The 13,454-nt window shown below is 45.5% G+C and carries 18 protein-coding genes; all 18 read right to left on the bottom strand.

Annotated elements, in window-relative coordinates:
• Positions 1 to 18: 18 nt before the first annotated feature.
• The 18 genes from flhB to fliG are packed head-to-tail and all read right to left on the bottom strand — an operon-like array spanning position 19 to position 13,447.
• On the bottom strand, positions 19 to 1,098 hold the full coding sequence (gene flhB / locus G9F50_RS04770; protein WP_007409787.1) for a flagellar biosynthesis protein FlhB: 1,080 nt from the start codon (positions 1,096 to 1,098) through the stop codon (positions 19 to 21).
• Positions 1,098 to 1,877 (bottom strand): flagellar biosynthetic protein FliR, encoded by a 780-nt coding sequence (gene fliR, locus G9F50_RS04765; RefSeq protein ID WP_012117557.1) that lies wholly within the window; start codon positions 1,875 to 1,877, stop codon positions 1,098 to 1,100. The genes flhB and fliR overlap by 1 nt, the downstream gene beginning before the upstream one ends.
• Before the next feature lie 6 nt (positions 1,878 to 1,883).
• The gene (gene fliQ, locus G9F50_RS04760; RefSeq protein WP_003154234.1) at positions 1,884 to 2,153 is read right to left on the bottom strand and encodes a flagellar biosynthesis protein FliQ; all 270 of its coding nucleotides are present in this window, start codon (positions 2,151 to 2,153) and stop codon (positions 1,884 to 1,886) included.
• Between the two features lie 14 nt (positions 2,154 to 2,167).
• Entirely contained in the window at positions 2,168 to 2,833 is a 666-nt protein-coding gene (fliP, locus tag G9F50_RS04755; RefSeq protein WP_012117556.1) for a flagellar type III secretion system pore protein FliP, read from the bottom strand.
• Positions 2,826 to 3,479, bottom strand: coding sequence for a flagella biosynthesis regulatory protein FliZ (gene fliZ, locus G9F50_RS04750; RefSeq protein WP_003154237.1), 654 nt, complete (start codon positions 3,477 to 3,479; stop codon positions 2,826 to 2,828). The genes fliP and fliZ overlap by 8 nt, the downstream gene beginning before the upstream one ends.
• Positions 3,480 to 3,493: 14 nt before the next feature.
• Complete coding sequence (gene cheY / locus G9F50_RS04745; RefSeq protein WP_003154238.1) at positions 3,494 to 3,856, bottom strand: chemotaxis protein CheY; 363 nt, start codon at positions 3,854 to 3,856, stop codon at positions 3,494 to 3,496.
• Between the two features lie 26 nt (positions 3,857 to 3,882).
• Complete coding sequence (gene fliY, locus G9F50_RS04740) at positions 3,883 to 5,019, bottom strand: flagellar motor switch phosphatase FliY (protein ID WP_060561690.1); 1,137 nt, start codon at positions 5,017 to 5,019, stop codon at positions 3,883 to 3,885.
• On the bottom strand, positions 5,009 to 6,007 hold the full coding sequence (gene fliM, locus G9F50_RS04735) for a flagellar motor switch protein FliM (RefSeq protein ID WP_003154240.1): 999 nt from the start codon (positions 6,005 to 6,007) through the stop codon (positions 5,009 to 5,011). Before fliM ends, fliY begins: the two co-directional genes overlap by 11 nt.
• Positions 6,008 to 6,040: 33 nt before the next feature.
• Complete coding sequence (gene fliL, locus G9F50_RS04730; protein WP_003154241.1) at positions 6,041 to 6,460, bottom strand: flagellar basal body-associated protein FliL; 420 nt, start codon at positions 6,458 to 6,460, stop codon at positions 6,041 to 6,043.
• Positions 6,457 to 6,672 (bottom strand): swarming motility protein SwrD, encoded by a 216-nt coding sequence (gene swrD / locus G9F50_RS04725; protein ID WP_003154243.1) that lies wholly within the window; start codon positions 6,670 to 6,672, stop codon positions 6,457 to 6,459. Before swrD ends, fliL begins: the two co-directional genes overlap by 4 nt.
• Positions 6,673 to 6,711: 39 nt before the next feature.
• On the bottom strand, positions 6,712 to 7,488 hold the full coding sequence (gene flgG / locus G9F50_RS04720) for a flagellar basal body rod protein FlgG (RefSeq protein ID WP_007409783.1): 777 nt from the start codon (positions 7,486 to 7,488) through the stop codon (positions 6,712 to 6,714).
• Positions 7,489 to 7,512: 24 nt separating this feature from the next.
• Positions 7,513 to 7,944, bottom strand: a complete 432-nt coding sequence (flgD, locus tag G9F50_RS04715) for a flagellar hook assembly protein FlgD (RefSeq protein WP_060561691.1) — start codon at positions 7,942 to 7,944, stop codon at positions 7,513 to 7,515.
• Complete coding sequence (locus G9F50_RS04710) at positions 7,945 to 9,288, bottom strand: flagellar hook-length control protein FliK (protein WP_060561692.1); 1,344 nt, start codon at positions 9,286 to 9,288, stop codon at positions 7,945 to 7,947.
• A gap of 6 nt (positions 9,289 to 9,294) precedes the next feature.
• The gene (locus G9F50_RS04705; RefSeq protein WP_060561693.1) at positions 9,295 to 9,909 is read right to left on the bottom strand and encodes a MotE family protein; all 615 of its coding nucleotides are present in this window, start codon (positions 9,907 to 9,909) and stop codon (positions 9,295 to 9,297) included.
• Between the two features lie 11 nt (positions 9,910 to 9,920).
• Positions 9,921 to 10,364 carry a flagellar export protein FliJ gene (fliJ, locus tag G9F50_RS04700; RefSeq protein WP_003154253.1) on the bottom strand — a complete coding sequence of 148 codons (444 nt, stop codon included), beginning with the start codon at positions 10,362 to 10,364 and terminating at the stop codon, positions 9,921 to 9,923.
• Between the two features lie 5 nt (positions 10,365 to 10,369).
• The gene (gene fliI, locus G9F50_RS04695; protein ID WP_007611430.1) at positions 10,370 to 11,686 is read right to left on the bottom strand and encodes a flagellar protein export ATPase FliI; all 1,317 of its coding nucleotides are present in this window, start codon (positions 11,684 to 11,686) and stop codon (positions 10,370 to 10,372) included.
• Positions 11,683 to 12,438: a flagellar assembly protein FliH gene (gene fliH, locus G9F50_RS04690; RefSeq protein WP_060561694.1), complete on the bottom strand. Its 756-nt coding sequence runs from the start codon at positions 12,436 to 12,438 to the stop codon at positions 11,683 to 11,685. The genes fliI and fliH overlap by 4 nt, the downstream gene beginning before the upstream one ends.
• Positions 12,431 to 13,447, bottom strand: a complete 1,017-nt coding sequence (fliG, locus tag G9F50_RS04685; protein WP_003154256.1) for a flagellar motor switch protein FliG — start codon at positions 13,445 to 13,447, stop codon at positions 12,431 to 12,433. Before fliG ends, fliH begins: the two co-directional genes overlap by 8 nt.
• Positions 13,448 to 13,454 lie beyond the last annotated feature (7 nt).

The raw sequence follows: 13,454 nt of genomic DNA, 5'->3' as shown, positions 1-13,454 counted from the left end.
TTTTGAATCTGAAATTCACTATACTTTTTGTTTCGTTTTATATACATAAGCCAAAATTTCCGCAATGACTTTGAAAAACTCTTCCGGCACGGCCTGGTCAATGTCAACCTGATCATATAACGCACGCGCGAGCGGCCTGTTTTCAATCGTCATGACATCGTGTTCTTTGGCGATCTGCCTGATTTTTAATGCGAGATGGTCCACCCCTTTGGCAACAATGTAAGGGGCGTCCATTTTCTTTTCATCATATTTTAAAGCTATCGCATAATGGGTCGGGTTGGTAATGATGACATCCGCTTTCGGCACTTCCTGCATCATCCGCCTCATCGCCATTTCCCGCTGCTTCTGCTTAATTTTGGACTTGATAATCGGATCACCCTCCGATTTTTTGTATTCATCTTTTATATCCTGTTTTGACATTCTGATATTTTTCTCATAATCAAAACGCTGATATAAGTAATCAAGCCCGGCCAGCAGCATTAAAGCCCCTGATCCCGCAAGCCCCATCCAAAGCGTGAGCTTAGAAACGAAAGTGAGCACTTCCGCAGGCGTTAAGAGAGGAAGGCGGAGAATATCGCCATAATGAAGCCAGAGCACCATAAAGGCGGCAAAACCGACCACAGTAATCTTCAAAATGGATTTGACCAGTTCAACAATCGCCCTCATGCTGTAAATCCGCTTAAATCCTTTCAGCGGGCTGAGCTTATTCAAGTCAGGCTTGAGGACTTCCGCAGAAAACAGAAAACCCACCTGCATGTAATTGCTCACGACACCTGCCACAAGCGCGACCAGCATAATCGGCGCGAGAATGAGGCTGATATCTTTCACCGTATCCACGAACAGTTCATGCACGGCAGATGCTGACAGATGTAAAGATATCGATTTCGTATAAAACGTTTTAATAAAGGACAGCAGCCTGTCCCGCATATAAGGACCGAGCGCGATCAGCGAAAGAAAGATAATCAGTAAAGAAACGGCTGTATTCACATCCGTACTTTTCGCGACCTGTCCTTTCTTTCTTGTATCCTTCCGTTTTTTCGGAGTGGCTTTCTCCGTTTTTTCACCGGCAAAGAATTGCAGATTCAGTCTGAGCCTCATCATGTCACACCGACCAATGCCAATAGATTCCGCATGGTTTCAACGGTAAGGCTGAAGATGTTGCGGACAACGACAAACATCACCGCCATACAAACGATCAGCATAATAAAGCTCACGGCTATTTTCAGAGGAAGCCCGACAACGAAAACATTCAGCTGCGGCACCGTTCTCGCCACGATACCGAGCGCCAAATCAACTAAAAACAGACTGGCCACAACCGGCGCAGACATTTGAAAAGCGATAATAAACATGGCATTGAAGCTTTTTGCGATAAAAAGTCCAAAGTGATCATTTCCAAACGACGGAAATGCCTGATCAAGCGGGATATACTGAAAGCTGTAATAAATCCCGTCCAACAAAAGATAATGGGCGTTTATGCTGAGCATAAATAACAGCGCCAGCGTATAAACGAATTGTCCGATCAGCGGGCTTTGCGTTCCTGATTGCGGATCAATGACATTGGCGATGGAAAAGCCCATCTGAAAATCAATAAAGGAACCCGCTATCTGAATGGCTGTCATCATCATGAAAGCGATCAGCCCGAGGCTCAAGCCCACAACGGCCTCTTTTATGACAAGCAGCATATATTGTTCCCCTATTTCTATTTCCGGCGCATGTTTCAGCGTGCTGAAGCAGATCACCGAAAGAAAAAAAGCAAAGCCGATTCGGTGAACCGCCGGCAGATTCCGATGTCCGAACACCGGCACCGTTACAAAAAAAGCAGAGATTCTGATAAAGACCAATAAAAAAGCGGGAAATAAATCAATGATGGAATTCATTTGATTCTACCCTGCAAATCGGTTCAGATGAGAGAACAGATCAGTTGTGAACGAAAGAATCGTCGACAGCATCCAAGGACCGAAAAAGATCAGTCCAAGCATCACCGCCACGATTTTCGGAATGAACGCAAGCGTCTGTTCCTGGATTTGAGTTGTCGCTTGAAAGATACTGACGAGCAAACCGACGATCAGCGCGATCGCAAGCAGCGGCCCGCTGATCATTAGTGTTACATATACGGCTTTTTCCGCCATGGAAATTACAAATTCTGAACTCACAATTAGCACCTACCCTAAAAGCTGTCAAGCAAAGATTTCACGATTAAATACCATCCATCGACCAAAACGAAAAGCAATATTTTAAAGGGCAGAGAGATCATAACCGGCGGTAGCATCATCATTCCCATTGACATTAAGACGCTCGCCACGACCATATCGATAATTAAAAACGGAATAAAAATCATAAAGCCCATTTGAAAAGCGGTTTTGAGTTCTGATATCGCATAAGCGGGCACCATCGTCGTCAAAGGAATATCCTGAATCGATTCAGGTTTTTTCATTTTGGCATAGTTCATAAACAGCGCCAGATCCTTCTGCCTTGTATGCTTGCTCATATACTCTTTAATCGGCTTCTCGGCTTTTGTATATGCTTCATCGAGACTGATTTTGTTGTCCATCAGCGGCGTTAAGGCTTCCTTATTAATCTCTGAAAAAGTCGGCGCCATAATAAAAAACGTCAAGAACAGCGCAAGGCCGATTAAAACCTGGTTGGGAGGCATGTTCTGCGTCGCCAGTGAGGTTCTTACAAAAGACAGGACGATGACGATTCTCGTAAAGCAGGTCATCAAAATCAGAATCCCCGGCGCCACTGAAAAGACAGTCAAAAGCAGCAGTAATTTAACAGTGGAGCTGACTTCGGTCGGACTGTTTGAATTAAAAAGATTAATGAATTCATTCATGGTGATAAGGGCCTTTCTTCTTTCCTTCAGAACGGCTTTGTTTCAGCTCGTTCAGCTGTTCTTTCAGCGCTTTTGAAAACGACGGAAGCATCGTTTGCGGCTTTTTTTCTCCATCCTTACGCGGATTTACGAGCTTGGTCCATTCCACTTTTGAAGACATCGACTCTTCGTATTGGCTCAGAATCGCCTCGCGCTCTTTTTCATCTTCAATTTCTTTTAAAAGCTGTATCGTTTCGCCCACACCGACTACGAGAACGCTGTTTCCCACTTTGATCAGCTGCACGGAACGGTTTTGGCCGACTGACGTTCCGCCGATATTTTCTACATATTGAAACGGCTTCAGCAGACGGTTTCTTCTATTCATCAGTTTGACAAATCCATAGATCAGCAGAATGACGAATAATAACGCCCCAATCATCTTTACAAAATCAAAAGCGGAGACAGAAGATGCAGAAGCATCCCCTATCTCTTGATCAGCCGTTTGTTTCGATGTATCGCTTTTTTTCTCTGTTTTGTTTGTTGATTGTTTGTCAAACCATTCGTTGACGGTGGAATTGTCAGACTCCGCCGCAAAAGCAGGGAACGGATGTACATTGAGTAAAACGAAACAACAAATCAAAGCTAGTAAACCATGACTCTTTTTCAACAGTCGTACACCCTTTAGCTTAATGTTTTATTAATAGCTTCAAGCACGCGGTCCGCTTGGAACGGTTTCACGATAAAGTCTTTTGCGCCGGCTTGAATCGCGTCAATAACCATTGACTGCTGGCCCATAGCCGAACACATGATGATTTTCGCCTGCGGATCGATTTGTTTAATTTCCTTTAAAGCTGTAATCCCGTCCATTTCAGGCATTGTAATATCCATTGTCACAAGGTCGGGGGAATGCTCTTTGAATTTTTCGACTGCCTGCGCTCCGTCTGAAGCTTCAGCTACAACGTCAAAACCGTTCTTCACTAAAATATCCTTGATCATCATTCTCATAAATGCTGCATCGTCTACAATTAAAATTCTGTGTGCCATAATCTGTTTCTCTCCTCTATGTTCGCTTATTTTAAATTGTTAAGGCGGTCTGCCTGACTTAAAATATCAGTGACTCTCACGCCGAAGTTTTCTTCTATGACAACGACCTCGCCCTTTGCCACGATCCGCTGGTTGACCAGGATGTCAACAGGTTCACCAGCCAGCTTGTCAAGCTCAATAATGCTTCCCGCAGAAAGTTCAAGGATTTCTTTGACGCTTCTCTTCGTTCTGCCGAGCTCAACCGTAACGGAAAGCGGAATATCCATCAGCATATCAAGGTTATTCCTTGATCCTTGCGCCGCTTCGTTATGATCAAACGCCTGGAATTCTACCGGAGCGACTTGAACAGGAGCAGCTTTTTTGGCGGTTCCCTGTCTCTTCGGAAGCTCGGGTTTTGCCTGCGGCTCCGGCTGCATGGCAGGTTCCGGCTGCGGCGTTTCGTATGTTTCCTGTGGTTCTGATCCGGTTTCTGCGGCCTCTGACTCATGCTGGTCTGCAGTCATCAGGTCTGCGATCAGATCTTTCGCAAACGTAATCGGATAAAGCTGCATGATGCTCGAATCGATTAATTCGCCGACTTTCAGACGGAATGACACTTTTACGAGCAGGTCATCCTCTGGTATTCTGTCGGTCCCTTTTTCTTCCGTCACATCCAGAAGTTCAACCCTTGGCGGAGAAATGTCAATCTTTTTACTGAACACGGTCGACATTGACGTAGCAGCCGAGCCCATCATTTGATTCATTGCTTCCTGCACGGCGCTCAGGTGGATTTCACCGAGTGACGGATCGGCGCCCCGGCCGTCCCCGCCGATCATCAAATCCGCGATGATGGCCGCGTCGCTTTGTTCGACGACGAGCAAATTGCTGCCGTCAAAGCCTTCTGTGTAGTTCACTTCAATGGCAACATACGGATGAGGAAATTCATCACTGATTTTGCTTTTTGAAATGACGGTCACACTCGGCGTCGTAATGTCCACTTTTTGATTTAAAAGAGTGGACAGCGCCGTAGCCGAGCTGCCGAACGAAATATTCCCGATTTCTCCGATCGCATCGCGCTCAAGTTCAGACAAGTTCGCCCCTTGAGGCTGTTCTGTATCCTCTGACTGACTGCTTGTGCCGTTAAGAAGAGCATCGATTTCATCTTGAGATAATCTATTGTTCATCTTGTTCACCTCTTATGTCGTGATCTAAAATTTGCACTGCCTGTCTTCGATTCACCCGGCCGGCCTGCCCTAAAAACTTCGGTTTGTTTCCGACCAATACAGTAAGAGGATCAGTCACTGATTTGTCCAGAGTTATACAGTCCCCGACTTCCAAACTTAAAAATTCTTCTATTGTCAGTTCAGAAGCGCCCAAGAGAGCCACAACGGGAATTTGAGCCGTCATGATGCGCTTTTCAAGCAACTTCGTTTCTTCGGGCTTCGCTTCATTCCGGTCTGATTGCATCCAATAATGTACGGAAAGCTTAGGGATAATCGGCTCAAGTACGACATGGGGAATACAAAGATTAATGACACCGCTGATTTCACCTATCTGTGTATTGAGAGAAATGACAACGACTGTTTCATTTGGGGAAACCATCTGCACAAACTGAGGATTCACTTCAAATTCAGTCATTTCAGGGTCAATATCAGCAATCGATTGCCAAGCTTCTTTGTAGTTGCCCAGTGCATTTTCAAATAAGTTAGAAATAATATTCGTTTCAATTTCCGTAAGGCTGTCAGCTTTGTTATGAGTGATGCCGATGCCTCCCATGACGCGGTCAAGCATTGCGTATGCGATGGTGGGATTAACCTCCATCATGATTCTGCCTTCCATCGGATGAACATCGAATAAATTTAAAATCGTCATGTTCGGTATGGAACGGATAAATTCTTCATACGGCACCTGGTCAACTGAGCTGACGGATATATGAATATACGTTCTGAGCTTGGCGGAAAAGTGTGTTGTGAGAAGCCTCGCAAAGTTATCATGTATCCGGGTTAAACTGCGTATCTGATCTTTCGAGAATCTGAGAGCCCGTTTAAAATCATATACCTTTACTTTTTTCTCTTTAACTTCCTTTTTCAGCTCTTCCGCATCCGCCTCACCCGTGGAAATGGCGGAAAGCAGTGCGTCTATTTCATTTTGGGAGAGAACTTCTCCTGACATTTTCTTCACCTCCGTATTCTGTCAAATTTGTTTTTATTGCAGATTAAAGGAGGTAATGTACACTTTCTGAACTTTTCCTTCTTGGAGATAGCTGTTTACTTTCTCTTTTAATGATTGTTTAAACGCTTCTCTTCCTTTATCTCCCTCAATCTCTCCGGCGCTTGTGTCGGCTAAAATGGAAATGATGTTGTCTTTCACCTGAAAATCGCGTTTTTCAAGTTCTTCCTTCGCTTTAGCCGAGTCGGTTTCAAGCTTGATGCCGATACGGATGATGCTGTCAGACTTTAAGTTTGTCGTGATATCGTCGACAGACACAGTGGCTGCAACGACTTCGTCAATTGTCGGCTTTTTATCTTTGCCGGAATGTCCGCTGACGACAAAATATGCTGCCGTTCCGAGGCCGGCGATGACAATTAAAATAATCAGCAAAATGATGACTAATTTTTTCTTCATTCTTCTTCCTCTATTCCCTGATCCAGTGAAAATATTTGTATGCTATGGTAAAACGATATGACTTTTTTGAGAACTGCTTCTTCCGGTTCTTTCACTACGAACTTTTTGCCGTTGGACAGTGTAATCGTCGTGTCGGGGAAGCACTCAATCTGTTCGATAAACAGCGCGTTCAGCGTAAAAGGCTGGCCGTTTAAACGGGTGACTTGAATCATGCAATCCGGAGAAGCGGCCTAACCGCCTCTCCTCCCTCCTTACCGTTTCAGATTAACCAGCTCCTGAAGGATTTCATCTGAAGTCGTAATGATTTTTGAGTTTGATTGGAAACCGCGCTGAGCAACGATCATTTCGGTAAATTCATCTGTCAGATCTACGTTTGACATTTCAAGATAGCCTGCCAAAAGCTTACCCGTTCCGTTTTCGCCCGGAGTGGTGACTGCGCTCGCAGCTCCTGAACTTAATGATTCTCTGTAAAGGTTTCCTCCGATTTTTTCCAGACCGGCGCTGTTAGGGAACGTGACCAGACCGATTTGTCCGGCATCATGAACCTCATCCCCTGCATCAGTGTATGTAACGGTTCCGTCTGCACCGATGCTGTAATCTTTCGCATCAGTCGGAATATTGATTTTGCCGCCGCCGATTTTTTCAAGGTAGTACCCGTCAGTCGTAACAAGGTTCCCTTGATTGTCCTTTCCGAAATTCCCCGCACGTGTGTAAACAATTCCCGCACCTGTATTAATCTGAAAGTAGCCGTCTCCGTCAATGGCTAGGTCGGTTTTATTCTGTGTAGCCTGCGGGGCGCCGGTTGAATGAACAACATCAATGGAAGAAGTCGCGGCACCCAAGCCGATTTGTTTTGAATTGGTCACGTTTGAACCGCCGGCGACTGTCTGGCTGATCATATCTTTAAATGTAACGCGGCTTTTCTTAAATCCCACTGTGTTGACGTTGGCGATGTTATTGCCGATTACATCTAGTTTTGTCTGAAAGTTTTTCATGCCGCTGATACCGGAATATAATGAACGTAACATGTTAAATTCCCCCTGAGTTTCTTATTATTTAGATGTTTCGCTGACGGCCGTGACATTCCACGGACTGACCTCTTTGCCGTTTTCAAGTACGAGCACGTAATTGCCGTTTGAATGCTTGACTGAATTGACTGGGCTTGTCTGATCCTTCCCGTCGCTGTCGCTGAATGTGACATTTTTGCCGATCCAGTTCACATACATCGTAAACGGATCTTGATTTTCTACAAATTTAGTCATCGTCGTATTCATATTCATCATTTGCTCCAATGAAGAAAATGTCGCCATCTGGCTGATGAATTCTTTGTCATCAACCGGATTGAGCGGGTCTTGGTTTTGAACCTGTGTCATTAAGATCTTCAGAAATTCGTCTTTCCCTAAATTCGTGCTGCTGTTTACTGCGGCGGTGCTCTTCGCGCTTGAAGCGCCCGCCGCGGCATAATCCGAGTTTACTGATGTCAACTATTCTTCCTCCATTTCATTGAGAGATAGCTCCTCCAGCATATCTCCGAAATCGCCTGACTGCTGCTGGTTCTTCTGCTCTCTCTGTCCCTGATGCTGCTGTTTATTGTGATCGGCCGTCTGTCCGTAAACAGGCTGCTGATCCCCGCTTTGAAGAGGGACTGTAAAACGGTCGACCTGGACCGACATATTCGGAAGCGACTGTTTCAGCTGAGGAAGATGCTGTTCCAGCAGCTCTTTCGCGGACTGGCTGGATGCGATTATTTTGCTTTGAAACATCCCGTTTTCGTTTGTCACCTTAATTGTGACAAATCCGAGGTTCTCGGGATTAAGACGAATCGTAAAGCTTCCGGTTGTTTTCCCGAAAGGCGTGTATTTCATCTGTTTCCAGCCGCTGATGACCTGATCCGTTAACGGTTTATTTTCTGCCGGCTGCTGTTCAGTTCCTGCGGACGTTTGCTGAATGCCGGCAAGGCTTCTCGTTCCCGAAAACAGTATATGTGCAGACAATTTGCTGTCAGGCGCCTTTGCGTGAGAAACCGTGCCGCCGTTTTGCTGTTCTGTTTTCCCGGCTGACTCTTGGGATGATTCAGATGATTGAGATAACACAAAAGCTTTCAGCTCAGTTTCAGCCATATCCCATTCCTTTGTTCCCTTTTGAGAAAGGCCCGCAAGCTGCTCCGCGACGCTTTGAAAGCTCTTCAGCTCAGCGGCTGTCATGGAGTAAAGTTTAGATGCAGATTCGTTTTTCGGAAAAAATGTCTGCCGCAGGTCTTGAATCACGCGGTCTGGGACACCTTGTTTTTTCAATGCCTCTAATAAACGGGCGCCTTCCTGGTAAACCGCCTTTGCCTGCGCGCTGTCCGGCAGTTCCTGCTGAGATGTGAAGAGCTGGGATACGGCTTCTTGAATGAAAAGCAGACCCTTCTCAAGCGCATCCTTGACGGAATCCCCGTCTTTTGCGGAAGAATCCGGCTCATCCGTTTCAGGCTTCGCCCCATGCTGTTTGCCCGCTAACATGTCTTCTACAGATTCGGCAAGCTGTTTCAATAAAGGAAGAGCTGTTTCAGCCGTCTGCTTTCCTTCAAGAGCTTTTACCGCCTCAAGCAGCTGTTTTAGCTGCAATTCTTTATCTTCCGGGCCGGCTTTCAGCCAATCACCGATTTTCGATAGGGCATCATTCAGCTCTGCGTCACTTGTTTTGGTTTCATCTCCGGGCTGCCGGGGAGAAGTGATTTCCGACAGGAGCCAGTTCTGAAATAGACCTAAGCTGTTTACATTCATCTTCACATTGCTGTTTTGCGCAGTCTGCGTACGATTACCCGTTAATTCAAGCAGCTTCAACTTACATCACTCCTTTTTTCCGTCAGCGGATAGTTTTTCTGTATATTTAGCCGCTTGTTCAGGAGTCATTTTCGTCAAGATTTCAGCAAGCTGCTTTTTACTTAATCCGTTTAAAATATCGAGGGCTTCTTTTTCTTTCAGCTTTACGATAATGCTTGCCGCTTTACCGCTGTCCATACTTTTATAGATGTTGATCATTTTATCTTTTCCGGCTGAATCCGCATCGTCTTTTTTCGTTTCATCCGTCTTCGTTTTCTGCTGCTGTTCAGCTTCCTGTTTTAGTGAACGGATTTTCTGATTCAGATTATCGATTTCGGACTTGCTTGTGTCTAAATCTTTATTCAAAATGTTAATTTCACTTTTTTGTTCCTTTATGGTCTTTTCAAGAGAAGCCGTTCTGTCTTCCTTCTGCTTTTCCGCCGCGCTTTTCATTTCTTTCGTTTCGGGAACCAATTCTTTTAAAACAGGCGTTTTAGCGGCTGTTTCCTGAATCGGCTTCATCACATCAACGCCGGCAGCCCAAAGGATGATGCTTGCGACGATGATCAGAAAAATCAGCGGGATCATGATAAAAAGCAGGATTGAACCGAACTTTCCAGATCTCTTTTCTTTATCGGCCATTTCATTCGCTCCTAATGCCCCTGAATCATAAACTGCTTGATTGAAATGTCGTCCATTTCCCTCATCTCTGCAGCTTTGTCTTCAAGTGCGAACATATTAAATTGTTTTTCCCGCATTTTTTCAAATTTCTTTACTTCAATGTTTTTTTCGGTGAGCTGTTCCTGCTTCTCATTCATTTCATTTCGTTTCATGATGACAAGCTTTTGATAATGATAGATGGTGTTCTCAAGATTGGAAACGAATTGCTGATAATGTCTCATTTCCTGAACGCTCATCCCGCATTTCAGCTTTGATTCTTTGTCTTTTTCGAGCAATTCTTTTTTGCTCATATTTTCATATAGTTTTTCAGCCACTGTCTCAAATTCAGAAACCGATTGTCTGTATTCAGTCAATGTTTGGTCTTTTTCATTTTCTTTTAATTCCAGCAGCTTTTGAAATCTGAATTGGTATGCCACGATGTTTATTCCTCTTTTCCTGTCAGACTCGTCAATGCCGCAATGCTGTCTTCCAATTGAGCAGGTTCTTCCGTTCCTTGTTTTAAAAATTGAATAAGCTGCGGATAAAACTGAATCGCTTCATCAATTTCTCTTGATGATCCTCTTTTGTAAGCTCCGATATTAATGAGATCTTCAGAGTTTTGATAAGTTGACAGAAGATCGCGGAATTTGTTGGCCGCCTCTATATGCGATGTGTCTGAAATATTAGACATGACCCTGCTGATGCTTTTCAGGATGTTCACGGCCGGGAACTGCCCTTTGTTGGCAAGCGCCCGATCGAGAACGATATGCCCGTCTAATATTCCGCGCACCGTATCGGCAATCGGTTCGTTCATGTCATCTCCGTCTACAAGAACCGTATAAAAAGCGGTTATCGTTCCTTGTTCATTCGCGCCCGTTCTTTCCAGCAAACGGGGCAAAATAGCGAACACAGAAGGTGTATATCCTTTTGTTGTCGGCGGTTCCCCCGCTGCCAGGCCGATTTCCCGCTGAGCCATCGCGACCCTCGTGACAGAGTCCATCATGAACATCACATTCCGGCCTTTATCGCGGAAGTACTCTGCAATGGCGGTGGCCGTATACGCCGCTTTTAAACGCATTAAGGCAGGCTGATCAGAGGTCGCGACTACGACTATCGAGCGTTTCAGGCCTTCTTCGCCTAAATCCTTCTCGATGAATTCACGCACCTCGCGCCCCCGTTCACCGACGAGTGCGATAATGTTTAAATCAGCTTCAGTCTGCTTCGCGATCATTCCCATCAGGGTGCTTTTTCCGACTCCGCTTCCGGCAAAAATCCCGATTCTCTGCCCTTTTCCTACCGTCAGCAGACTGTCAATCGATCTGACACCGACACCCATCTTTTCCCGTATCGGCGGGCGTTTCATCGGGTTTGGCGGCGGCTGTTCCGTCGAAACGGGGGACAAACCTTTCGGAAGCGCCCGGCCGTCAAGAGGTTCGCCGAACGCGTCGACAACTTGTCCGATTAAACCCGCGCCTACTTTGATGCGGAGCGACTCCCCAGTGGCCTCCACAATGCTGCCCGGCGCAATGCTGGCCGCTTCCAGATAAGGCATTAACAGAATGTTTTCATCTTGGAAGCCTACAACCTCAGCTTTAATCGCTTTTTTCGCATGGCCTTTCGGATAAATGAGACAAACATCTCCGATTGAGCTTTCGGGCCCTTTTGATTCAATCATCAGCCCGATGACCCGTTTAACCTTGCCGTAGCGCTTGTACGGATCCGCTGTTTCAATTGAGTCTATTAAATACTGTGTCTTCATTGCTCCGCTCCCGCCTCAAGCGCCGTTAAAAGTTTTTGCTTTAATTGCATCAGCTGGGTGTCTATGCCTGCATCAACACGTCCGAACGGAGTTTCTATCGAGCACGTTCCTTTCGCGGCTTTTTCATCGGCATATAAGCTTAATCTGCATTCTTTGTATAACAGCTGCTGAATTTCGTCCATATGCTGATGAACCGTCTCATAATATTCAGGGTCCACATAGATGGAGATGTCATCATAATCTTTTACTTCGGCTACTACCTGTTTGACCAGCAGAAGGAAAGCCTCTTTATCATCACTTTTTTGCCGCCATACTTTTTTAGCGAGCGCAACGGAAAGCTCAATGATTTCTTCCTCAGCGCTTTCCAGTTTTTCCTCGACTGACTGTCTCGCCATTTCCATAACGGCATTGGCCCGGCTGATGAGATTGGCGTATTCAGCTTGAGCCTCGGCTTTTCCCAATGCCATGCCTTCTTCATATCCTTCTGCCTTTGCTTCTTCTATCAATCTTTGTTTTTCTTCCGCCCAGCGGTTTTTCTCTTCTTCAATCTGCAGAAGAGTGTGCTCTAATTGATTTTTCGCTTCTTCAGACACCCTGTCGGCTTCGGCCTTGGCAAAAGCCATGAGAGCCTCCGGATTTTCGGGTTCCTCCCGCTCTGGATGGGAATGTGTTTTCCTGACTTCCTGCAAGGAAAGCTTGCGCCGTTTTTGTTCAGGAGAAAATGATGATTGCTGTTTAATGATATTAGACAATAATATCGTCTCCTCCGCCTCGCGCGATTACAATTTCTCCGGCTTCTTCCAGCTTGCGGACGACGCCCACGATTCTTGATTGCGCCTCTTCTACATCACGCAAACGCACAGGCCCCATAATTTCCATTTCCTCTTTAAACGTTTCAACCATACGCTGTGACATATTGCTGAAGACGATCTCTTTGACTTCCTCGCTCGCAACCTTCAATGAAAGCAGGAGGTCGTCGTTTTCAACATCTCTGATCACGCGCTGAATCGCACGATTATCAAGGGTGACAATATCTTCAAAGACAAACATCCGTTTTTTGATTTCATCCGCCAATTCAGGATCTTGGATTTCTAATGAATCAAGGATCGTTTTTTCCGTTCCTCTGTCTACGCCGTTTAACACTTCAACAACGGCTTCTATGCCGCCGGTCTGCGTATAATCCTGCGTAAAGGAGGAGGACAGCTTTTGTTCAAGGACCCGCTCCACTTCATTTATGATTTCAGGAGACGTTCTGTCCATAACCGCAATCCTTCTTGCCACCTCAGCCTGAACGTCCGGGTTCAGCTCAGACAAAATCTGTCCGGCCTGCACCGGGTCAAGGTAGGATAAAATCAGCGCCATCGTTTGCGGATGTTCCTGCTGAATGAAATTTAAAATCTGTTCGGGCTCCGCTTTTCTCGCGAAATCAAACGGCTTTACCTGCAAAGAGGAGGTGAGCCTGTTTAAAATGCTTACCGCTTTGTCTTCTCCGAGCGCTTTTTCAAGCACTTGGCGGGCGTAATTTAAACCGCCTTGTGAAATATAGTCCTGAGCGATTGCGATATTATGAAATTCTTCAATGATTTCATCTTTTCTTTGATGATCGACGCTTCTGACTCCCGAAATCTCGAGTGTCAATCTTTCAATTTCTTCTTCAGACAAATGCTTGTACACAGAAGCTGATACATCAAGGCCTAAGGAAATCATGAGGATGGCTGCTTTTTGTTTTCCTGTAAGCTTGTTCTGATCACGTTTCGCCATTTTCCAT

Origin of the sequence: Bacillus sp. EKM206B (genome assembly GCF_011066015.1) — a bacterium.
GTDB classification, from domain to species: domain Bacteria; phylum Bacillota; class Bacilli; order Bacillales; family Bacillaceae; genus Bacillus; species Bacillus velezensis.
The sequence above is the reverse complement of the archived record's forward strand: the minus strand, read 5'-3'. Positions and strand labels throughout refer to the sequence as shown.